Origin of the sequence: Plantibacter sp. PA-3-X8 (genome assembly GCF_003856975.1) — a bacterium.
Lineage (GTDB): Bacteria > Actinomycetota > Actinomycetes > Actinomycetales > Microbacteriaceae > Plantibacter > Plantibacter auratus.
This window is the reverse complement of sequence record NZ_CP033107.1, coordinates 1526206-1548927: the sequence shown is the minus strand read 5'-3', so window position 1 is coordinate 1548927 and position 22722 is coordinate 1526206. Positions and strand designations below refer to the sequence as shown.

Below are 22722 nucleotides of genomic sequence, written 5' to 3'. Positions count from 1 at the left end.
CTCCCACGATGCGTGCCGCAGCGCCTCCCTGCCGGGGTCCGACTCAGGAAGCGGACGGTGCGCCGGCGCGCGGCTGGCGGAGCGGCAAGGTCACGGTGAAGGTGGAGCCGCGGCCCGGGCGGCTGGACACGGTGATCCAGCCATGATGCGCCTCGGTGATGGACTTCACGATCGACAGCCCGAGGCCGACGCCGGGCCGCGCGTCGTCGCGGACCTCCCTGGCCCGGAAGAAACGGTCGAAGAGCTGCCGCTGGGCGTCCGGTGAGATGCCGATGCCGGTGTCCGCGACGTTCACGGTGCAGGTCTCACCGTCCACTGCGACGGTCACGACGACCCGCCCACCTCGCGGGGTGTACTTCACCGCGTTCGACAGCAGGTTGTCGAGGACCTGGCGGAGCCGGCCACCGTCGCCCTCCAGTTCCACGTGCGGCGGGACCTCGGCTCGGACGACGACACCGGCCTCCGACGCCTGCGGCAGGATCGCTCCCACGCTCTGCCGGGCGATGTCGGCGACGTCGGTGAGGGCGATCCGCACCCGCATCTCGGCGTCGCCCGCCGCGAGCAGGTCGCCGATGATCGCGTACAACTGCTCCGCGTTGCGCTGGATCGTCGAGACCTCGCGCTCGAGCCCGAGCTGCCGCAGGTCATGTCCCTCGGTGAGGAGGTCGAGGTAGCCGATGATCGACGTCAACGGGGTGCGGAGTTCGTGGGACACGTCGATGAGGAACGCTTCCCGCAGCGCCACCGCGTTCGCGAGGTCGGTCACGTCGTGACCGACGGTGATGGTGCCGACGAACGTGCCGTCGTCGGTGTGCACCTGTCGCGCGTTCCCGATGATGGCGCGCTGGTCGCCCGGCTCCCCCACCCAGTACAGATCGCCGCGGAAGCTCTCTCCGCGCAGCGCCCGGTTGATGACCTGCTCGTCGGGCCGCAGCCGGGTCTTCCGGTCCGGTCCGTAGACGTGGACGCCGGCGCGGGTCTTGGGGTCGAACCCCGCCAGTCGGGCCTGCTCGTACGTGGCCTCATTCCGGAGCGCCACCGTGCCGTCGGGCCGGAAGAAGGCGACGGCGGCGTCGACGGATTCCGAGACCGTCGTCGCGACGGCCGCAGCTTCCGTCGCCGCGGCGAGCGCGATGCGCGCCCGTCCCTCGTGGGCGCGGAGCTGGCGCGCGGCCAGGTGCACGGTGACGGTCATGATGAGGACCAGGGCCGGCAGGATGCAGATCGCACCCCACCCGCCAGGCGTCGTCGGCCACGCTCCGGCGCGCGCGACCGGCACCAGGGAGACGAAGATCGCTCCGAACACCGGTACGGGCAGTGCCGAGACCCCGAACCCACCCGCGAGCCAGAGCACCGGGATCACGATGAGGAGACCCGACGTCGGCAGGTTCGGCAGGGTGTCGCGGAAGAACCCGACGGCGAGGATGTCGATGGTCGGAACGAGCACGAGCAGGCCACGGAGCTTGCCTGACGGCGGCACGGCGAAGAGCAGGGACGTGGCCGCAGCGGTCAGGGAGAGCCCGATGAGGAAGTCGGGCTCCAGCAGGGTCCAGGTCGAGGTCAGGCCGATGTACAGCCCGAGCATCAGGATCGAGGCGATGAACGCGAACTGCGCACCGGCGAAGAGGTGGTTGGCCCGCGGCAGGGGTGCGGCTGCCGCGGCCGGGACGGAGATGCCGACGGCCGGTGATGCGGGCCGTGGAGCGGCGGCAGGTCGAGCCGGGGCAGGGCGGGCCTGGCCCGCCGGAACGGGACCCGACTGCATGGGGACCGGCCGAGCGCCGCCACGATCACGGAAGCGTGGGTCCTGGGGCTGACGCTGGGCCATGGCTGCTCTCCGGAAGGGGACGAGCGATCACCGGGCTCGGGCCGCTCACTCCCGAACCCTACCCGGTGAGCGCACCGCCTTCAGCAACCGTTGACAGTAGGCGGCTCAGGTCGGGAGACGATCGGGCCGCTTCGGCGGGTACACCCAGGTGACCATCACCACCGAGATCATCATGAGGAGGAACCACGACACCAGCTTGGTGAGCGGGACCAGCTGCCAGCCGTCCTCCTGATTCGGGTACAGCCAAGCGCCCGTGATCGTCCCGATGTTCTCGGCGATCCAGATGAAGCAGGCCACGAGCAGGAACGCCACCAGCACGGGCATGCGGTGCGTCCGACGGAACACGCGGAAGTGCATCATCGTCCGGGCGAACACGACGAGGACGGCCGCGAGCAGCACCCATCGCAGATCCACGATGAAGTGCTGGCTGAAGAAGTTCACGTAGATGCCGGCTGCGATGATCGTCGTGAGCCACACCCGTGGATAGCGGTCGAACCGGAGGTCGAAGAGCCGGTACACGCGCACCATGTACGACCCGACGGCCGCGTACATGAAGCCGGTGTACAAGGGCACGGAGCCGAGGTGCAGGACCCCGCCGCCGTCGTACTCCCACGACCCCACCCCGGTCTTGAACAGCTCCATGCCCGTCCCGACGACGTGGAACAGGACGATCACCCAGAGCTCGCGGCCCGTCTCGAGCCTGGTGACGATCATGACCCCCTGGATGACGATCGCAGCGATGACCAGCGCGTCGTTCCGGGCGAGCCAGACGTCGTCCGGGTACCAGAGGCGGGCGGCGACGATGACCGCGAGCATCGCTGCGCCGAAGATGCACGCCCACGCCTGTTTCGCCCCGAAGACGAGGAACTCGACGGCCTTCGCCCGTGCACCGCCGTCGGGGGCGTCGCGCAGGAGCCGGTTGGCCCGGTCGTCGATCCAGCGCTCGACCGCGGTCAGTTCGTGCTGGTCCACCCGACGTCCGTCGCGACCCGCTCCGTCTGCGGGGGTGGGCGGCTCGGACATCGGGCCAGCATACGGGCACACGCCGCGCCGGACCTGAGACGTCGGGACCGCCCCGACGCGGGCTTCGACGGGCAGCTCCTAGGGTGGATCCATGCCGCAGAACCGCACGATCCGGACCGCCGCCACGGCGTTGCTCGCCATGGCAGCCGTCCTCGGCCTCTCGGGCTGTGGCGACGTGAACGCGGCTTCCGCCGCCGGGCGGGACTTCGAGCACCTCCTGGACGGCGTCCCGGAGGTGGCCGATGTCGACACGACCGGGAGCAACACCCTGCCGTGGAGCGGTACGGCATCGGCGTCGGTGCTCATGGACGACGACGTCACCGACGATCGGCTGAGCGCGATCGTGGACCGCATCGGCGGGTTCCTGAACGAGCAGGCGAAACGGAGCGGCGGAGCGACGTGGGAGGGAGTCGACCTCACCGTCCGTGGGTTCACCCTGTCCGTCCTCGACCGACGAGCCGACAACGCGACCCAGCTGGAGCTGCTCGCGTCACTCGAGGACGAGGGCGTGCCGGGCGGTGAGCTGCAGCTCGCCTCCGCTGGAACCGACGGTGCGCGTGCGTCCTCGCTCTCCCTCGTGGCGCGTCCCGGAGAGGACTTCCTCGACGCCTACGACCTGGCCAGGGCGACCGCCGACGCGACACCCGCCTACGCCGCCGCGGTCGTCAGCGGCCGCAGCGACGACGGTGTCGACCCGGCCGGACCCGACGAGGACGACGCCGACGATGCGGCCCCCGGCTTCCCCAACTGGGACAGGGACGCGCGGTTCTCCATCTCCTCAGGCGTCGACGACGAAGCGACGGTCAGCGGCGACCCTGGCACGACTCGCGCCGCCTACCTGGCCGTCGCCGAGCAGTTCGAGGTCATCGGCGCCACGCTGACCCCGGACACGATCGACCTCCGCATCGCGAGCGTCGACGACGTGGCCGCCGCGACCGCGGTGGCGACGGGTGCGGTTCCGGCGAACGTCGCAGTGGAGATCCAGGGCGGCATCGTCACCTGGGATGACGGCGTCCAGTCGGCGGACATGCTGCCGGTCGTCCAGGCGCTCGGCGCGGTGCCCGGCGTGACCGCGATCGCGGCGTCGAGTGACAGCGTCAGGCTCACCGTCGCAGGCCCGGGCGCCGGGCGCACCGCCCTCGACGTCCTCGACACCCTGCCCGAGGCGTCGGTCGTCGAGTCGCTCGGCATCGACGGCCCCGTCGTGAGCGGTTCCCCTGGAACGTTCTCCGTGCGTGGCGCTCGCGGGGACGCGACCGTGCTGTTCGGCCTGGTCGAGCGGTTGACCGCCATGGGCTCGCTGGCGTCCGCCGAGAGCAGTGTCGGTCGCCTGCAGGTCGAATTCCACGCGGGCGACGACACGACGCTCGGGGCGGCGATCGGCCTGGTCAAGGCGAGCGTCGCTCCGGGAACGTGGACCAGCATCGAGGTCGAGGGTGAGCGGGGGACCTGGTGGTTCGACGCCACGGACACCATCACCATCGACGCTTCCGAGTACGCCGACGCGTCCCCGGAGGAGACCGCGCTCCGCGAGCGCATCGAGCGCCTCTGGAACGCCGCCTGACGGTCACAACTCCTGCAACGCCCGCCCGGACTGTCGAGGACGCCGGTGTCCGAGCGGCCGGTGCCCACAGGACGGTCCAAGCAGCAGGACTTACGGACGCGGCTCGCCGACTGCCCGGGGGCGCGAGACCGTCACCGTGAACTTCTGGTTGCGCGCGAACTGCGTCGTCGGACCGACGAGCCGCTCGAGGGCAGCCCGATAGCCGAGGTGCGAGTTCCACACGACGGCGAGGGTGCCGCCCGGCTGCAGGACGCGCGCGGCCTCGGCGAACAGGTCGTGGGCGACGCCCGTGTGGACGGTGGTCCCGCTGTGGAAGGGCGGGTTCAGGACGATGAGGTCGGCTGACGCGTCCGGCTGCATCGACAGGCCGTCGTCGCGGAGCACCGTGATGCGCTCGGCCAGCCGGCGGTCGGCGTCGTCGTTGGCGGCGATGGTCGCGGTGGTCGAGGCGACGGCTGCAGCGGACTGGTCGGTCGCGATGACCGCGAGCTCGGGCCGGGCGATGGCGAGCGACACCGCGAGGACGCCGGTGCCGCAGCCGAGGTCGATGGCCGTCCGGGCGTCGGGCCCGATCTCCGGCAGCGCCTCCAGCAGGAAGCGGGTGCCGATGTCGAGCTTCGTGCCGGCGAACGCTGCGCCGGCGGCGGCGATGGTCAGGCCGATGTCGGCATGGTGCTCGGTGCGCAGCGCGGTCGAGGCCGTGGTGTCGGCCTCGTCACGCGCTCCCTCGACGGCGGCGGTCACCGGATCGCTCGCACGGAGCACTCGGGACTTCTGCCGGGCGAGGCTCGCGGTGACGGTCGCGAAGCTCCGACCGAGGACCTCGTTCATCGCGGGCGTGAGGTGCTTCACCCGGCCACCGGCCAGGAGACGGACGTCGACGGCGCCCCAGCGGGCCACGGCGGCGGCGATCTCATGCAGGGCTTCGAGGTGCTTCGGGAGTTGGAGGAGGACAAGTGATGCGCCCGTGAACAGCTCCTCGCCGAGCGGCAGGTTGCGGAAGCCGCCGTCGACGCCGAGCCGTTCGGCGTTGGCCGCGAGGGCGCGTTCACCGACGGCGGCGTCCTGGTGGACCCGGACGTCGGTCGCCCCCAGGAGCGCGATGGCCCCGAGGGTGAGCGCCCCGTAGGCGTCGCCGACGACGACGATCTCGCCGGGCGTCGGCACCCGCCCGGCCAGGGCCACGGCCGCTTCGTCGAGCAGGAGCCGGTCGGTCGCGTCGACGGCGAAGAGGTTGGGTGCCTCGTGATCGGGGAACCGGCGCAGCGCGTCGAAGGAGAACTCGGGCATCCCCTCAGCGTAACCGGCCACGCGATACGAGGAACGGCGTCACCGACGGCGCGCGCGCCGAGCCGGCTTCTCCGCCTTCACGGCTCGGAGGACTGCCGGGAAGACGAGGACGCCGAGCCCGGCGGAGACGAGGAGGTTGACGACCGTGGCGATGGCGACGCCCTGGCCGAAGGCGCGGACGGTCTCGAGGCCGCTGGCGTCTTCGGCGCGGACGGACGCGATCGCACCGAACACGATCACGAGGCTGATGACCGCGAAGATGAGCTGCAGCGGGACGGTGGCCCACATGCCCCAGTGCGTGACGGCTCCTGCGCGACGCACGCCGTGACGCCGCAGGATCCGCAGGCTGAGGGCGATGCCGCCGAGGAAGGCGACGACCCCGAGCGCGACGTACCCCCACACCCAGGCGCCGAACGGCGGTGTCAGGAAGAGCAGGATGAAACCGAACACGCGCGAGAAGCCGTCGACCCACTCGGCCTCGCCCGCACCGAGCAGGACGCCGACGAGGATGGGGGCGCCGATCACGACGAGCGTCAGTAGTGGAAGCACGCCCGCGATGACGCCGAAGTACATGAGCGGGTAGGCGGTCAATCCGGTCAGCCGGGCGCCGCGCCGCCTCCGGGCCGTCGCGGGTGCGGTCTGCGCCGGGTCCGGCTTCGTCACCACGGGCTGCGCGCTCATGCCCCAACCCTACGCGGCGCGCAGACATACGACAGCGCACCCGTGGTCGTCATCCACGGGGGGATGACGACCACGAGTGCGCTGTGGTCGGCTACTCGGAGAGCGACGGCCGCCAGACGACGACCTCGGTCCGGCGGCGGGTGCGGGTGCCGCTCCGCATCGGGACGACGCTCCCCTCCATGCCGGCGGCGAACACCCGGTTGCCCGGGGTTCGCAGCAGGGCGTTGGCGAGCGCGTGCTCGAGCTCCCGCACCCGACCCTGGAGCGAGCTGACCTCGTTCTCCAGGGTCAGGATGCGGGAGATGCCCTCGAGGCTGACGCCCTCGGCACTGAGCCTGGACACCTCGCGGAGCTGGGCGATGTCGCGCATCGAGTACCTGCGCGACTTCCCTGCGGTCCGCGTCGGCGACACGAGCCCGAGCCGGTCGTACTGCCGAAGGGTCTGCGGGTGCATGCCGGCGAGCTCGGCAGCCATCGCGATCGCGAAGACCGGCGAATGCTCGTCCATGCTCCCTGCCCTTCCGTGTGCTGTTGGCTACTAGCCCCGAGCCCTGGCGATGAGCTCGTCGCGGGGGTTGTCCTTCGGCTCCAGCTCGTGGAACCGTTCGAGTGCTTCCTTGGCCTCGCCGCCGAGATGGGCCGGGACGACGATCTGCACGACGGCCAGGAGGTCGCCGGTGCCCTTCGTCGTCGCGACACCACGGCCCTTGACGCGCAGGACGCGGCCGCTCGGCGTGCCGGGGGCGACGCGCAGCTTGACGGGGTCGCCGCCGAGCGTCGGAACCTCGATCGTGGCGCCGAGCGCGGCCTCCACGAAGGTGACCGGCACGGTGACGCGGAGGTTCAGGCCGTCGCGTTCGAACACGGGATGCTTGCGGACACTCACGGTGACCACGATATCGCCGGGTTCGCCGCCGTCCGGACTCGGCTGCCCCTTGCCGCGCAGGCGGATCTTCTGTCCATCCGACACACCCGCCGGGATCTTCACCTTGATGGTGCGTCCCTCGGAGGTCTGCAGGGAGATGGTGTCGCCCTGCGTGGCCGTGATGAAGTCGATCGTCGTGTGCGCGGTGATGTCGCGGCCCGGCGTGGGTCCGCCGTAGCCGCGGAAGCCACCTGAGGTCTGGCCGAAGCCACCCTGGCCGAACATGCCGCCGAGGATGTCCTCGTATCCGGGAGGAGCCTGCTGGTAGCTGTAGCTCTGGCGACCGCCACCACCACCGCCCCCACCGAACATCGTCCCGAAGACGTCCTCGAAGCCGCCCTGGCCGCCGCCGGCACCTGGGGCGGTGAAGCGTGCTCCACCGCCCATGGCGCGAACGGCGTCGTACTCCTTGCGCTGCTCGGGGTCGCCGAGCACCGAGTGGGCCTCGCTGATCTCCTTGAACTTCGCCTCGGCCTTCGCATCACCCGGGTTGGAGTCCGGGTGGTACTGCCGGGCGAGCTTCCGGTAGACCTTCTTCAGTTCCGCCGGCGTCACGTCCTTCTTGACGCCGAGGACCTTGTAGAAGTCCTTGTCGAACCAGTCCTGACTCGCCATGGCTAGCTCGCCGGGACCGCGACGACCACCTTCGCGGCGCGCAGCAGGGTGGAGCCCAGGTGGTACCCGGTCTCCACAACGTCGAGGACGGTCTCGCCCTCGGCGCCCGGCGTGGGCTGCTGGAAGATGGCCTCGTGCACGTTGGGGTCGAAGGTCTCGCCGACCGCTCCGAACGGCTTCAGCCCGAGCTTCTCGGCAGCGCCGCGGAGCTTGGCCGCGATCTGCGTGAAGGGGGCGTCGCCCTCGAGGTCGCCGTGCTTGTCTGCGCGGTCGAGGTCGTCGAGCACCGGCAGCAGGACCTTGGCGACCTCGCCGGTGGTGCGCTCGCGCTCCACCTCGCGGCCGGCTTCGGTGCGCTTCCGGTAGTTCGCGTACTCGGCCGTGACGCGCTGCAGGTCGCCGAGGCGTTCTGCAGCGAGCTGCTCGGCCGGGGAGAGGTCGCCGCCCTGCACGGGCTCCTCGGGAGCCGCGTTGAGGATGTCCTCGACGGTCAGCTCGTGGTCGGCGGCCGGTGCGTCGGCGTCGGCGGATTCGGCAGGTGCGCCCGAGGGGGCCGACGCGTCGGCGTCAGCCCCCTCGGTGCCAGGCTGACGAACCTCGCCGGTCTCCGGGTCGTCCCCATGCTTCGCGGCCTGTCCTGAGCCTGTCGAAGGGATGATGGGATCGTCCTGGTTCTGGTTCTGGTTCTCGTCAGTCATGGTTACTTCTTGTCCTTGTCGTCTTCGTCCTCGACGACCTCGGCGTCGACGACGTCCTCATCGGAGGTCGCCTCCTCGGCCGGGGCCTCGGTTCCTGCGGCGGACTCGGAGGCCTGCGCCTGGGCGTAGATCGCCTCGCCGAGCTTGACCTGGCTCTCGTTGAGCTTGTCGAACGCGGTCTTCACCGCGTCCTCGTCCTCACCAGCGAGCGCGCTCTTCAGAGCGTCGACGTCGGCCTGGACGTCGGTCTTGACGTCCTCGGGCAGCTTGTCGTCGTTCTCCTTGATGAGCTTGTCGATCGAGTAGGCGAGCTGCTCGGCGCTGTTGCGGACCTCGGCCTGCTCACGGCGGGCCTTGTCGTCCGCAGCGTGCTCCTCGGCCTCGCGGACCATGCGCTCGATGTCCTCCTTGCCGAGGGACGAGCCACCGGTGATGGTCATCGACTGCTCCTTGCCGGTGCCCTTGTCCTTGGCGGACACGTGCACGATGCCGTTGGCGTCGATGTCGAAGGTGACCTCGACCTGCGGCACACCGCGCGGAGCCGGCGCGATGCCGGTCAGCTCGAAGGTGCCGAGGTTCTTGTTGTCGCGGGTGAACTCGCGCTCACCCTGGAAGACCTGGATCGCGACGGACGGCTGGTTGTCGTCGGCCGTGGTGAAGGTCTCGCTCCGCTTCGTGGGGATCGCGGTGTTGCGCTCGATGAGCTTCGTCATGATGCCACCCTTGGTCTCGATACCGAGCGACAGGGGGGTGACGTCGATGAGCAGCACGTCCTTGCGCTCACCCTTCAGCACGCCGGCCTGGAGGGCTGCGCCGACGGCGACGACCTCGTCAGGGTTGACGCCCTTGTTGGGCTCCTGACCACCGGTGAGCTTCTTGACGAGCTCCGCGACGGCGGGCATACGGGTCGATCCACCGACGAGCACGACGTGCGCGATGTCGGAGACCTTCACGCCGGCCTCGGCGATGACGTCGTTGAACGGCTTGCGGGTGCGCTCGAGCAGGTCCTGCGTGAGCTCCTCGAACTTGGCGCGGGAGAGCGTCTCGTCGAGGTTGGCCGGGCCGTTCTCCGTGAGGGAGAGGTACGGGAGCTGGATCGAGGTCGACATCGAGGAGCTGAGCTCCTTCTTCGCCTGCTCGGCGGCCTCCTTGAGGCGCTGCTTCGCGATCTTGTCGCCCGAGACGTCGACACCGGTCGAGTCCTTGAAGCGCTTGATCAGGTAGTCGACGACGCGCTGGTCCCAGTCGTCTCCACCGAGGCGGTTGTCACCCGAGGTGGAGCGGACCTGGATGGTGGAGAAGTCGTCGTCCTTGCCCACTTCGAGCAGCGAGACGTCGAAGGTACCGCCACCGAGGTCGAAGACGAGGATGAGCTCGTCCTCCTTGCCGCGGTCGAGGCCGTAGGCGAGGGCTGCGGCGGTCGGCTCGTTGATGATGCGGAGCACGTTGAGGCCCGCGACCTCACCGGCCTCCTTCGTGGCCTGACGCTCGGCGTCGTTGAAGTAGGCGGGGACGGTGATGACCGCGTCGGTCACGGTGTCGCCCAGGTACTGCTCGGCGTCGCGCTTCAGCTTCGCGAGGATGCGGGCGGACAGCTCCTGCGGCGTGTACTTCTTGCCGTCGACGTCGAACTTCCAGTCGGTGCCCATGTGGCGCTTGACGCTCGCGATGGTGCGGTCGACGTTGGTGACGGCCTGGCGCTTCGCGGTCTCGCCGACGAGCACCTCGCCGTCCTTGGTGAATGCGACGACGGAGGGGGTGGTGCGGAAGCCCTCGGCGTTGGCGATGACGGTGGGTTCTCCACCTTCGAGGACGGCGACCACCGAGTTGGTGGTACCGAGGTCGATGCCTACTGCACGTGCCATGTGTTGGTTCTCCTTGTGTTGACTGCCGGTTCGGAACTCGTCGACTCGGGCGGCATGCGGATGGCGTCCGGCCGACTCGACGAGCTCGGCACCGAGCTGGTTGATGGGGTGATGCTGGTGTGACGTCGAGACTTGAGCCCCGATGACTCAATGCTACCGAGGCCCGGTTTCGACGTCAAGAAAGTTGAGTCCGCCTGGCTCAACTCCCAGCGGATGGCCAGGGTGACCGCGACCCAGGTGCCCTTCGACAAGCTCGGGGACCAGGACGGGGAACGGTCCGCGAGTGACGACAGGCCCAGAGTCCGGAACGAATCCCGGCCCCTGAGCCTGTCGAAGGGGTAATGCCTACGCGGCGTCCACCAGCACTGCAGCATGCTCGGTGACGACGATCTTCCCGCCGACCGCGTCGACGTGCACGGTCGAGCCGTCGCCGACCCCGCCGCCCACGACGAGCTCGGCGATGCGGTCGTCGACCTCACGCTGGATCAGGCGACGCAGGGGGCGCGCGCCGTACTCCGGCTCGTAGCCGAGCTCCGCGAGGAGCGCGAGCGCCTCAGGCGTCGTCTCGAGTGATGCACCGCGCGCGGCCAACCGTTCGGTCGTGCGGCCGAGCATCAGTCCGACGATCTCCTGCAGCTGCTGCTGGTCGAGCTTGCGGAAGAGGACGATTTCATCGATGCGGTTGAGGAACTCCGGACGCATCGCCTCGCGCAGCTTGCCCATGACCCGGGCCCGCAGCGCCTCCTCGGAACCGAAGCCCGTCGGGTCGTCCGCGCCGCCGGCGACGAAGCCCATCGCACCGGAACGGGATGCGAGGAACTCGGAACCGAGGTTCGAGGTCATGACGACGACCGTGTTGCGGAAGTCGATCGTCCGCCCCTGACCGTCGGTCAGGCGACCGTCGTCGAGCACCTGCAGGAGCAGGTTGAAGACGTCGGGGTGTGCCTTCTCGATCTCGTCGAACAGCACGATCGAGTACGGGTTGCGCCGCACGCGCTCGGTGAGCTGGCCCGCCTCGTCGAACCCGACGTACCCGGGAGGGGCGCCGACGAGTCGCGACACCGTGTGGCGTTCGCCGAACTCACTCATGTCGAAGCGGATCACGGAGTGCTCGTCAGCGAAGAGGGATCCGGCGAGCGCCTTCGCGAGCTCCGTCTTACCGACGCCGGTGGGGCCGAGGAACAGGAAGCTGCCGACGGGTCGGTTCGCATCCCCCATGCCCGTGCGGTTGCGACGGACGGCCTTCGACACCGCGGTCACGGCGTCGTGCTGGCCGACGACGCGGGCGTGCAGTTCGTCCTCGAGACCGGCGAGACGTTCCCGCTCGCCCTCCGTGAGCCGACTGACCGGGATGCCGGTGGCGCGGGACACGACGCCGGCGATCTGGGCCTCGTCGACGACCGCGTCGCGGTCGGTGCGGGCACCGGGTCCGTTGGAGGCGGCGTCGAGCTTCGCCTGCACGGCGGTGATCTCGTCGCGGATGCGCGAGGCCTCCTCGTAGTGCTCGGCCGACACGGCCGCGTTCTTCGACGCCTCGAGTGTCGCGAGCTCCTCGACGAGGGCGCTCACGTCGACCGCCTTCCCGAGCCGCAACCGCAGCCGGGCTCCGGCCTGGTCGACGAGGTCGATGGCCTTGTCGGGCAGGACACGGTCGGGCAGGTACCGGGCCGACAGCTCGACGGCGGCGCGGAGGGCGTCGTCGGTGAAGCGGACGTCGTGGTGCTCCTCGTAGGCCGGACGGAGACCGTCGAGGATGAGGACGGCGTCCTCGATCGACGGCTCGCCGATGCGCACGGGCTGGAAGCGGCGTTCGAGTGCCGGGTCCTTCTCGATCCCGCGGTACTCACGGAGCGTGGTCGCACCGATGAGGTGCAGCTCACCGCGCGCGAGACGCGGCTTGAGCATGTTGCCGGCGTCCATGCCGCCCTCGCCGGAACCTCCGGCGCCGACGACCGTGTGGACCTCGTCGATGAAGACGATCAGCTCGGAGCGGTTGGCTGCGATCTCGTCGAGCAGGCCGGTGAGGCGCTCTTCGAAGTCACCGCGGTACCGGGTTCCGGCGACCATGGCCGGCAGGTCGAGTGAGATGACGCGCTTCCCGCGCAACTGCTCCGGGACGCCGCCGTCGACGATCGCCTGGGCGAGCCCCTCGACGACCGCGGTCTTGCCGACGCCGGCCTCCCCGACGAGCACGGGGTTGTTCTTCGTGCGGCGGGAGAGGATCTCGATGGTCTGCTCGATCTCCTCGGAACGTCCGATGACGGGGTCGAGCGATCCGCCTGCGGCGAGCGCCGTGAGGTCGGTGCCGAAACGGTCGAGCATCGGGGTGTCCGAGTCGAGGTCGTCGGCATCGCGGTCGTCCTGGTCGTCGGTGGCGACACCGGGGTCGCCGACGGTCTGGCGCATGCCCTGGGTCAGCGCCTCCGCCGTGACGCCGGCGCGGGCGAGGACCTCACCGGCAGGCGAGTCCTGGTTGATGACGAGGGCGAAGAAGAGGTGCTCGGGGTCGACGTACGTCGATCCGGCGGCGCGGGCCACCTGGTAGGCGTGGAACAGCGCGCGCTGGGCCGACGGTGTGATGGCCGGGTCCTTGACGCTCGGCGAGGACGCCTGCGGCAGGCGCTGCTCGGCGGCCTTGGCGATGGCCTTCGGGTCGACGCCGAGGCGCGCGACGGCGTCCTTGGCGGGCTCTTCGCTCACGATGACGCGCAGGATGTGCAGCGCGTCGAGCTCGTTCTGGCCGCGCTCGAGCGCGAACCGGCCGGCGCGCTGCAGGATCTCCTGCGTCCGTGCGGTGAGGAAGCGGCTGAGGTCGATGGTCCGCGCCGAACGCGCCTGCTCGCCCTCGAGGTATCGGGCGAGGAAGTCGTCGAACGACGACGATCCGCCGTCTGCTGCTGCGCCGCCCTGGGTGAAGTCTTCGGGCACGTGAACCTCCTGGATTCAAACTTGAGTGTCGTACGCTCAAGTCCAACGCGGGATGCCCAAAGCTATTCCCGGCAACGATCCTCGTCCCAGCGAACCTTCAGCGAGCGAGCCTGTCCACCGCCGCCCGACGATGCTCCAGCGCCGCGGGCAAAGCGAGGGCGGCAGCCAGCACACAGAAGCCTCCAGCGCCGACCGCGAGGCCTGGCGCGACGGCGAGCACCGGGCGCGCCCCCGCTTCGAGGCGACCGAACGCCTCAGCCTCCACCGCTGAGACAGCCGCTGCCGTCAGGAGCCCGAGGAACGTCGCGGTCACGGCATACATGAAGGCTTCGACGACGACGGCTCCGACGATCGAGCGGTGACTGACGCCGCCCACAGCCAGCAGCGCGCGCTCGCGCGCCCGCTCACGAGCAGCCATCACCACGACCGTCGCGGTGCCGGCGATCGCCAGGACGACCGTCGGACCGAGAACGGTCCAGACGCCGGAGTGGTTGATGCCGTGCTCGCCGGCGGGCACAAGCCCGGCCGCCCTCCTGGCGGAATCGGCGGTCTCGAACACGGTGTAGATCGAATTCGCGAGGGCGACCGCGACGTAGAGCGGAACGAGGGAGACGCCTACACGATCCAAGCGGAAGGCGCAGCCACGACGCGCGAGGTACCAAGCCGTCGACCACCGACGTGGGACGATCCATGTCCACGCCGCGAGGAACAGTGCAGCGATCCGCGAGACGTGCAGCGCGATCAGCGGGATGATGAGCAACGACAGGAGCATCGCGAGGCCTACTAGGAGACCGAGCCGACTGGACACGTCGCCGCTAGCCGAACCGACCATTGCGGCCGCCACTGCGAGGACCGCCGCCGACATGACCAGGCTGAGCGTGAGCCTGAACGCGGTCGGGCGACGGCGGACGACTTCCGCGCTCAGGACCGCATCGACCGCCGGTACCCGGAGGATCGAGCCGACACCTTGCAGACCGGCGAGCAACAGGATGCCGATGAGCAGCGCCCAGGTCGACAGGAGCACCAGCGTGCTCGCCGGGGCATCGACGATCGCGGTGACCGCGTTGGCCTGCAGGACCCAGCTGGTGAACCGCGGTGCGACCAATAGGGCCAGCGGCAGCCCGAGCGCTCCACCCACGGTCCCGAGCACGATCAGCTGCGACACAAGGACGCCGGCGATCCGCACTGACGACATCCCCGCGAGCTTCCAGGTCGCGAACGGTCGACGCTGGAGTTGCACCGCCAAGGAGACCGCGCTCGAGGTGATGACGAAGACGGCGACCGAGGCCATCCCGGACATCGGCGTGCTCAGATTCCGGACGATGCGCTGTTCCCGGACGGGCAGCCGATCGGCGACCTCCACGAGCGCTCCCACGCTGACAAGGGGCGCGTTCGCGAGTGCCAGGAACAGGAGCAGGGAGATCCACACCCGCCACTGCTGCAGGAGTGTGCGGAGAACGAGACCGGCCATCGTCATGCTCCCACGGACGTATGGACACTGTCCGCGCGGGCCGTTTCGATGGCGGACCAGAGCGCTGCCGGGGTGGCGGACGTCAGCTCGGCGTGGACAGAACCGTCACAGAGGACCAGCACACGATCCGCCCGCGCAGCAGCATCGAGGTCATGGGTAACCATCACCATCGTGCGTTCGGGACCGAGCGATCCGAACAGGAGGTCGAGCACGACCCGTCCTGACGACGTGTCAAGTGCACCGGTGGGTTCGTCGGCGAAGACCAATTCAGCCTGCGACAGCAACACCCGGCCGATCGCGACGCGCTGCCGTTCACCGCCTGACAGCTCGTCCGGGCGATGCCGGAGGCGCGACGACAGTCCGATGTCTGCGGCGATATCTGCGACCGCCTGACGCCCGGCTGCGCGACCGGCGAAGAGCGCTGGCAACGCGAGATTGTCCCGCACGTTAATGGAGGGGATCAGGTTGTAGTCCTGGAACACGAAGCCGACGGACCGCCGCCGGAATCGGGAACGACCCCACTCGGTCAGGGATGACAGCTCCGTCCCCAACGCCACGACGCTTCCACGTGTCGGCGCTCGGAGACCAGATAGGCAGTGCAAGAGTGTCGACTTCCCGGATCCCGAGGGCCCGACGACCGCCAACGACTCACCGGCGGCTACAGAAAGACTCACCCCCCGCAACACGTGGACCGGTTCGCGGCGATGCAGTGAATAGCCGAAGGAGAGATCGCGTGCTTCCAGGCTCATCGTTGCAGTGTCTTTCGTCGTTCAGGCACGGTGTCTCCACCACCTCAGGTCGGTCGTGAGCATCGGGGCTGCTGCGCTCGATGTCCTCGTGTGCGCAGCAGCCCCCCTCATCAGCCGCCCGCGCACGCGAACAGGCTGGCCGAACTCTCCGGCTGGTTTTCGCCGCAGGCCCACCAGCTCCAGTTGCTGCCTAGCGTTCCGATGCCGCGATGCGCATCACGGCGCTGAAGGTCGAGAACCTTGTTCATGTTCATCACCTCCTCTCCGATCAAGACCGAGCGAACCCTGCGCTCGCTCGAACAGCCCGGGCTGCTGCATCAGCGGCAGCCAGGACAGGTCTCTTTGACGTTGTGCTGTGAGCGCGGCGAGGATACCTGCACTTCCAGTCGCCAAGTCGCTGGACAATCGGAGGTAGTTCTCTCCGGGAAACTGCACCGATCGTCTCCAACACAAGGCGTCGTAAGCGAGAGCGCTTCGTTGGAATTCAGCGCCGTCAGTTGCGATCGGAGCGCGATCAGCCGCGAGCGCTGCGAGTATCCCCGCACGGCCGTTGAAGAGACCAGAGAACGCGTACGTGTGGCTCGCGCAGGCGCGTCGCAGTCCCGCTGTCACAAGCGAGACGTCGTCACCGAGGTCGACCCGGTCCTGCAATTGCGCGATTGCCACAAGAACCCCCGCGCTGCCTCGAGCAAGATACGGAAGTGTTCTCCCGTTCTCCGTGTCCTCAATTCCCACGAGGTCATCAGCGTACGAACGCGTCCGAGAAAGGTCGCGCTCGACTGCTCGGATAGCGAGTCGCATAGCGCCAAAGTCTTCGTGGTGTCGCGCGAGCGTGGACAAGAACAAGGAGATACCCGACCATCCGAACAACAGCCCTGCCCGACGGTCGAGTGCCTCAGATGCGCTGGATTCACCGTCGGAGAACAGCTGTGCCGAAATGCGGGCGGCGCACTCCAGCGCAATCTCGAAGTACTCCGAGTCTTCATACTCGAGCGCTGCGCCGACGGCTGACAGGCCAATCCCTGCGAGTCCGCCGAACAGGTTGAGGCTACGCGTCCTGCCTCGTGCCTGCAATGAGCGATCGATATGGCGCTTCGCCGCATCGTGTGCACCAAGTTCGCTGAGTGCCGCAGCGACGCCCGCAAGGCCGTTGAACAAACCGGGTTTCGTATCGGGAGGTGAGGTATCGGCCGCGGCGACGAGCCATTCAGTGAGGTCTGACGTGATGTCGACATCCGCGCGCGCCAGGGAGAGCAACACTCCGGCAGCCCCGTTCGCAACATTCACCGTTCCGAACGGGTCGGCTTGGGCCACATCGCCAGGAAAGAGTGCGCCGGACGTTGCACGGAGGGACGCCAGAACACCCTGAGCAAGTCGATCACGCGTCACTGGGTCTCCCAGCCGTTCGACGTCCCACACGGATGGCGACTCGGCCGGTGTCAGTTCGACCTGAGTCGTCAAGTCACGCGGCAGTTTGACACAAGCGCGACGGATGATTTCCGCTGCCCTCGAGCCAAACGTCGCCGAGACCATGTCTATAGTCCTGTACCAGTGACCTGGGGCGAGTATCTCGATCGACCTGTTGACCTGAAAGAGGGACGCGGCGATACGTGACACTGCGAACCAGTCAGCTTCTGCAGCGGTGTACCCGTCCGGCGGAGCATAACCCAGCGCGTTGAAGCTCGACCGCGTTCGACTGTTCGGTTGCCGTCCGTCCTCGAGGTCGATGAGGCGAACCGACAGGTCGGCAAGCACAAGGACGTTGCCGGGGTGCAGATCACCAGCAACCGCTCCCTGCTGATGAAGCATCGCAACGCACCGTTCGATCGAACTCATGATGCGATCCACACAATCGACGAAGCGCGACTGCTCATCACTGGCCAGGCGTTCCCGACTGAATGGATAGTTTTTCGCCCCCCATGCACTCAGCGGCTCCCCGGGGACGTGCTCCATCTCGAGAAACCGGTGTTCCCACGCGGTGAACATCCGGATAGGCCGCGGAGCAATCTCAAGATGTGCCACGTGCGACAGCGTTTCGCTCTCGACGTTGAGTCGTTCGACTGCATCGCGTCCGCGCGCGTCTAGGCCAGCAAGAGGCCTTGCTTCTTTCACGATCGAGCGGACGGCCCCTCCACCTGACGACGCCTCGTAGACTCCCCCGCTGTTCGAGAACTTCAGCGGGGTGAGCAAGTCATAGTCATCGAGAGGTGACTGCTCGGCAGGCACCTCACGGAAGATCTTGATGGCGTGTCGCACTTTGTCTGTCATTTGGACCTCGGCAGGCATGTCGAAGTACGGCACGCGAAGGTCGGCGATCAGTCGGAACTCATCGCCGACGAGAGAAAGCACGGGCTCATCGGTTGCATCTGGGACCATCAGGGGCATGAATCCGCCGTAGCGGAGATATAGTGGACCGTCACCGATTCTCACATCGCTCAGGATGAATGGTCCTGGCCGACCACTGAGACACGCGGAGAGGGTGTCAATCAGGCGATCCAGTTGATGAGCATCGCACGGATAGACAGTCACGAACTTTCCGCTCGCAGCCCTGTCCGCGCTCTTCGAGTTTCGTGCCACGAGACCGTCGCGGGTCGGAACGAACTTGAACGACGCGCTCATCGCCACACATACGTCAACTGTGGCCTGCAGTGTCTCAGCGGCCGTGTCAGGAGTTGCGGAGACGTGAATCTTCCAACCCTGAACGGGTAGGTCCAGATCTGGTGGAGCGCACATCTCCCAGCCGCTTTGACGGAAGCGCCGCCAGTCGTTGGGGATACCTTGCGGCTGGAATCCGTCGCCGCGCCGCTGTGCCTTCGCAGACGAGTAGAAGGGCAGCTCCGGATGACTGAACTGGAAATACCGCTGGTCCACGAAGAGTCCTCCCTTGTTTGATATTTCAAATGTAGAGTTTAAGATGGTCGACCGCAAGGGGCTCCCTCCGCGCTACCGCCCGTTCACCACGCGGCACTAGCCTCAGTGCATGAGCACGACTCCCCCAGGTGGCACCGACGACACCGGCCGGACAGGCGGGCACGGCGACGAGGCCCCGCGTCTCGGATCCCGGCCCCGCAACTTCCCGCCACCACCGCTCGTCACCCCCGACGCCGCAGCGGCCACCGTCGACCTCGACACCTCGCAGGTCGCCGCCGTGAAGGCGCAGGCGGGCCGGAAGGGTCGCATCTTCGCGTGGAGCCTGTGGGACTGGGGCTCGGCGTCGTTCAACGCCGTCGTCACCACCTTCGTGTTCACCGTCTATCTGACGAGCGACTCCTTCGGCGAGGAGGCCGCGGTGTCGGCGTCGCTCGGGTGGGCGCTCGCCGCCGCCGGGCTGCTGATCGCGATCCTCGCGCCGGTCGTCGGCCAGCGGTCGGACTCCGCCGGTCGACGGAAGTTCTGGCTCGGCTTCAACACCTACGTCGTCGTCGCGATCACCGCGCTCCTCTTCTTCGTCGCCCCCGATCCGAACTTCCTCTGGCTGGGCCTCGTCCTCCTCGCGGTCGGCAACATCGTGTTCGAGTTCGCCGGCGTCAACTACAACGCGATGCTCGCCCAGGTGTCGACGCCCACCTCCATCGGCAAGGTCTCCGGTCTCGGCTGGGGTATGGGGTACATCGGCGGCATCGTGCTGCTGCTCATCGTGTACTTCGGCTTCATCTCCCCCGAGGTCGGACTCTTCGGCGTCACCGGCGACGACGGCATGGACGTCCGCGTCGCGATGCTCGTCTCCGCGGCGTGGTTCGGGATCTTCGCCCTGCCTGTGCTCTTCGCGGTGCCCGAGTACCACGCGCCACAGGCCGTCGCCAGGCCGCACGTCGGGTTCTTCGCCTCCTACGGCGTCCTCGCCAAGAGCATCGCGGAACTCTGGCGCGACAGCCGACAGACGCTCTATTTCCTGCTCGCGAGCGCCGTGTTCCGCGACGGGCTCGCCGGCGTCTTCACCTTCGGTGGCGTCCTGGCCGCGGGGACCTTCGGCTTCTCACCCGGCGAGGTGATCATCTTCGCGATCGCCGCCAACGTCGTCGCCGGGATCGCGACGATCACGATCGGCCTGCTCGACGACAAGGTGGGGCCGAAACCCGTCATCGTCGCGTCGCTCATCGGCCTCGTCGTCGCGGGAAGCGCCGTGTTCTTCCTCCACGAGGGCGGCGCGACGATCTTCTGGATCTTCGGGCTCATGCTGTGCCTGTTCGTCGGCCCTGCACAGTCGGCGAGCCGCTCGTTCCTGGCGCGCATCATCCCCGAGGGCCGCGAGGGTGAGGTCTTCGGCCTCTACGCCACGACCGGCCGCGCCGTGTCCTTCCTCGCACCGACCGCTTTCGCACTGTTCGTCACGCTTGGCGGGGCGCAGTTCTGGGGGATCCTCGGGATCGTGCTCGTGCTGCTCATCGGCCTCGGACTACTGATCCCGGTGCACGCCAAGCAGGGGCGGCTCAGCTCGCGGGCCTGATGCACGGCTCCACCACTCAGACCGTGGGTCCATCAGCTTGATTTCGTAATTACGATATTTGTACACTTGGGTCATGACGACCATCGACCCCGGGGATCACGAGGCACGTCTCGCGCGTCTCGAAGCCGCCGTGTTCGCCCGACCGGCCGACGACGACACGACCACCGAGCGACCGGACGACGTCGCGTCCGCAGCCGCGACGGGCGATGCCGACGACACCTTCTGGGCGCTCCGCGGGCTCGAACAGCGCACGGCCGAGCTCGAGCACGGGGCGGTCCTCTTCACCGGATCGGTCGTCACCGGCGGTGGACCCGTGCAGTGGCAGTACGCCCGGGCGACCGACGACCTCCTCGCGCTCGGCGACGACCCCGACGCCGTGGAATCAGCAGGCTCCGGTCCACTCGCGACGGCGGCATCGCGACTCGCAGCCATCGGCTCCCCCGTCCGGCTGCAGCTGCTCCTGGCCGTCGCCAACGGCACCTCCGCACTCGCGGACCTCGGCGAACTCGACGGCATCGGGACGACCGGCCAGGTCTACCACCACGTCCGCGTCCTGACGGCCGCCGGCTGGCTGCAACCAGCCGGCCGCGGACGGGTCGCGGTCCCGCCCATGCGACTCGTCCCGCTGCTCGTCGCCGTCGCCGCCATGGAATGACCACCGACCCCAGGAAGGACCCCGCATGACCACCACACCACGCAGCACGTCCCGACCCAGACGGGTCTGGGTCATCGCCGCCGTCAGCACCGCTGTCGCACTCGCGGTCGGGCTCGCCTTCCGGCCAGGGCCCTCGACGCTTCCCCCCGAAGCCACCGGCGACGCCGAACTCGCGGCCACCGTCCGCGAGCTCGCGGGCCCCGACCGCAAGGCCCTGCTGGCCGTCGTCGTCACCCCGGACGGCACCCGCACCGCGACGATCGGCGCCCAGCCGGACACCCGGTTCGAGATCGGGTCGGTGAGCAAGGCCTTCACGGGACTGTTGCTCGCCGACGCGATCGAGCGCGGCGAGGTCACCCCGGAGACCAGGCTCGGTGACCTCCTCGAGCTGGGCGACGCGCCCGCAGCGGACGTGACCCTCGAGCAGCTCGCCACCCACACCTCCGGGCTGCCCCGCCTGCCGATCGACCTCTCGACGATCCTCTCCTCGATGTGGTTCGCGCTCACGACGGCGAACCCCTACGGCGAGGACCTCGACCAGCTGCTCGAGCAGGCGCGGTCCGCATCCCTCGACACCCCGAAGGGTACCTACTCCAACCTCGGCTTCGAACTCCTCGGTGCAGCCCTCGGCTCGGCCGCCGGCACCAGCTACGCCGACCTCCTCGAGGAACGGATCACCGGTCCGATGGGGCTCGACTCGACCAGTCCCGTGAGCGATGCGGCCGACCTCGGCGACCGCGACCTCCTCGGTGAGACCGCCGGCGGACGCACGGCCGCCGCATGGACCGGTACGGCGATCGGGCCCGCCGGTGGCATCCGCTCGGACACGGAGGATCTCGCGCGCTTCGCGGAGCGACTGTCCGACGGCAGCGCGCCGGGCATCGAGGCGCTCGACCCACAAGCGGCGTTCGGCGATCGCGAGATCGGCTGGGCCTGGATCACCGACCGGAAGGCGATCGACGGTGAGGACCTCGTCTGGCACAACGGCGCCACGGGCGGCTTCGCGTCCTTCGTCGGCGTCGTTCCGGCGACCGGCACCACGGTGGTCCTCGTCTCAGCGACCCAGGAATCGGTCGATGCGGCCGGCGTCGCCCTCCTCGAGCAGATCGGAGCAGCACGATGATCGAGATCCTGATCCCCGCCGTCGTCGCCCTCGGCGTCACGTGGATCCTCGCACTCCAGATCGTCCACGCGTGGAGTACGGGACGCTGGGCGGCGACCGAGCGCTACCGACTGGTCGTCGACGCGGTCGACAGCATCGTGATCCTCGCCCTCGTCCGCGCCCTCGCCGCGCCGGTCGGCGTCTGGTCCTGGGCGTGGGTCATCGCAGTCGCGATCGTCGGCTTCGGACTCGCCGGAGCCGCCCTGCGCTGGCGCTCACTCCCCTGGCACGCACCCAAGCCGAAGCGCTCACTCGACGAGCACGGAGCGACGGTCGAGACCGCGGTCGAACCCCGCACCCGCGGTCGGCAGGTCCTGTCGGGGATCTACGCCGTCGTCGGTGCCGCGATCGTCGCGCTCTGCTGGTGAGCGACCGCAGCCCGCGGTCGGGTCAGGCGCCCGGGAGCACGAGGCCCTTCCGCAGGGTGACGTTCCCGTACTTCCTGGTCTCGCCCGTGCGGATGATGAGGAACGCCGTGGCGGCCTCGTCGTAGTAGGCGAACCGGTCGACGAAGCGCACGGCGTCCGCGGTTGTGCCGGCGGCGGCGATGAGTTCCCGCTGGACGTCGAGCACCGTGCCGTCGGCACTCGTCATGAGGTCGAGCACGGGCTCGTCGTCGAGCGGGATCACCGTGCGCACCGCTCGGAGGACCTCCGGCGTCGACAGCGTCGGCAGCACGACGACGCGTTCGCCGAGCCGGGTGGCCGGGAAGTGCGCGTCGGCGATCACCACCGCGTCCGAATGTCCCATCGCGTCCAGGTGCAGCAGCAGTTCGCCGCTCAGCACCGGGTCGATCCCTGTCAGCATGGTGACCTCCTCGT

At 68.8% G+C, this 22722-nt stretch carries 19 protein-coding genes; 5 read left to right on the top strand and 14 right to left on the bottom strand.

What is annotated here, in order from left to right; all coding sequences use genetic code 11:
- Positions 1-43 precede the first annotated feature (43 nt).
- Entirely contained in the window at positions 44-1765 is a 1722-nt protein-coding gene (locus tag EAO79_RS07455) for a cell wall metabolism sensor histidine kinase WalK (protein WP_161578557.1), read from the bottom strand.
- A 168-nt stretch (positions 1766-1933) separates the two neighbouring features.
- The gene (locus EAO79_RS07450) at positions 1934-2851 is read right to left on the bottom strand and encodes a DUF817 domain-containing protein (RefSeq protein ID WP_124768581.1); all 918 of its coding nucleotides are present in this window, start codon (positions 2849-2851) and stop codon (positions 1934-1936) included.
- A 91-nt stretch (positions 2852-2942) separates the two neighbouring features.
- On the opposite strand from EAO79_RS07450, the gene EAO79_RS07445 reads away from it, so the two are divergent.
- Entirely contained in the window at positions 2943-4415 is a 1473-nt protein-coding gene (locus EAO79_RS07445; RefSeq protein WP_124768580.1) for a hypothetical protein, read from the top strand.
- 90 nt (positions 4416-4505) lie between these two features.
- Here the strand turns inward: EAO79_RS07445 and EAO79_RS07440 are convergent, their stop codons facing one another.
- From EAO79_RS07440 to lanKC, 11 genes are all read right to left on the bottom strand, one after another.
- A complete protein-coding gene (locus EAO79_RS07440; protein ID WP_124768579.1) occupies positions 4506-5705 on the bottom strand; it encodes a methyltransferase in 1200 nt (399 codons plus the stop codon).
- Between the two features lie 39 nt (positions 5706-5744).
- Positions 5745-6386 (bottom strand): hypothetical protein, encoded by a 642-nt coding sequence (locus EAO79_RS07435; RefSeq protein ID WP_079704954.1) that lies wholly within the window; start codon positions 6384-6386, stop codon positions 5745-5747.
- A gap of 91 nt (positions 6387-6477) precedes the next feature.
- Positions 6478-6894: a heat shock protein transcriptional repressor HspR gene (locus EAO79_RS07430; RefSeq protein ID WP_064297156.1), complete on the bottom strand. Its 417-nt coding sequence runs from the start codon at positions 6892-6894 to the stop codon at positions 6478-6480.
- A 30-nt stretch (positions 6895-6924) separates the two neighbouring features.
- Entirely contained in the window at positions 6925-7926 is a 1002-nt protein-coding gene (locus tag EAO79_RS07425; RefSeq protein ID WP_079704948.1) for a DnaJ C-terminal domain-containing protein, read from the bottom strand.
- A 2-nt stretch (positions 7927-7928) separates the two neighbouring features.
- Positions 7929-8624: a nucleotide exchange factor GrpE gene (locus EAO79_RS07420; protein ID WP_124768578.1), complete on the bottom strand. Its 696-nt coding sequence runs from the start codon at positions 8622-8624 to the stop codon at positions 7929-7931.
- A 2-nt stretch (positions 8625-8626) separates the two neighbouring features.
- Complete coding sequence (dnaK, locus tag EAO79_RS07415) at positions 8627-10489, bottom strand: molecular chaperone DnaK (protein ID WP_064297153.1); 1863 nt, start codon at positions 10487-10489, stop codon at positions 8627-8629.
- A 345-nt stretch (positions 10490-10834) separates the two neighbouring features.
- Positions 10835-13417: an ATP-dependent Clp protease ATP-binding subunit gene (locus EAO79_RS07410; RefSeq protein ID WP_124768577.1), complete on the bottom strand. Its 2583-nt coding sequence runs from the start codon at positions 13415-13417 to the stop codon at positions 10835-10837.
- A 97-nt stretch (positions 13418-13514) separates the two neighbouring features.
- Entirely contained in the window at positions 13515-14888 is a 1374-nt protein-coding gene (locus EAO79_RS07405; RefSeq protein WP_164486915.1) for an FtsX-like permease family protein, read from the bottom strand.
- Between the two features lie 2 nt (positions 14889-14890).
- On the bottom strand, positions 14891-15637 hold the full coding sequence (locus EAO79_RS07400; RefSeq protein ID WP_124768575.1) for an ABC transporter ATP-binding protein: 747 nt from the start codon (positions 15635-15637) through the stop codon (positions 14891-14893).
- 110 nt (positions 15638-15747) lie between these two features.
- A complete protein-coding gene (locus EAO79_RS19055; protein ID WP_153303372.1) occupies positions 15748-15885 on the bottom strand; it encodes a hypothetical protein in 138 nt (45 codons plus the stop codon).
- Entirely contained in the window at positions 15854-18508 is a 2655-nt protein-coding gene (lanKC, locus tag EAO79_RS07395; protein WP_124768574.1) for a class III lanthionine synthetase LanKC, read from the bottom strand. Before lanKC ends, EAO79_RS19055 begins: the two co-directional genes overlap by 32 nt.
- Before the next feature lie 109 nt (positions 18509-18617).
- Between lanKC and EAO79_RS07390 the strand changes: the two genes are divergently transcribed.
- The 4 genes from EAO79_RS07390 (at position 18618) to EAO79_RS07375 (ending at position 22269) form a co-directional block, all read left to right on the top strand.
- Positions 18618-20084, top strand: a complete 1467-nt coding sequence (locus tag EAO79_RS07390; RefSeq protein ID WP_124768573.1) for an MFS transporter — start codon at positions 18618-18620, stop codon at positions 20082-20084.
- A 73-nt stretch (positions 20085-20157) separates the two neighbouring features.
- Positions 20158-20739 carry an ArsR family transcriptional regulator gene (locus EAO79_RS07385; protein ID WP_124768572.1) on the top strand — a complete coding sequence of 194 codons (582 nt, stop codon included), beginning with the start codon at positions 20158-20160 and terminating at the stop codon, positions 20737-20739.
- Between the two features lie 25 nt (positions 20740-20764).
- Positions 20765-21862, top strand: coding sequence for a serine hydrolase (locus EAO79_RS07380; RefSeq protein ID WP_124768571.1), 1098 nt, complete (start codon positions 20765-20767; stop codon positions 21860-21862).
- Positions 21859-22269: a hypothetical protein gene (locus tag EAO79_RS07375; RefSeq protein ID WP_124768570.1), complete on the top strand. Its 411-nt coding sequence runs from the start codon at positions 21859-21861 to the stop codon at positions 22267-22269. Before EAO79_RS07380 ends, EAO79_RS07375 begins: the two co-directional genes overlap by 4 nt.
- Before the next feature lie 22 nt (positions 22270-22291).
- On the opposite strand, the gene EAO79_RS07370 is transcribed toward EAO79_RS07375, so the two are convergent.
- On the bottom strand, positions 22292-22708 hold the full coding sequence (locus EAO79_RS07370) for an RbsD/FucU family protein (protein ID WP_124768569.1): 417 nt from the start codon (positions 22706-22708) through the stop codon (positions 22292-22294).
- Positions 22709-22722: the final 14 nt, after the last annotated feature.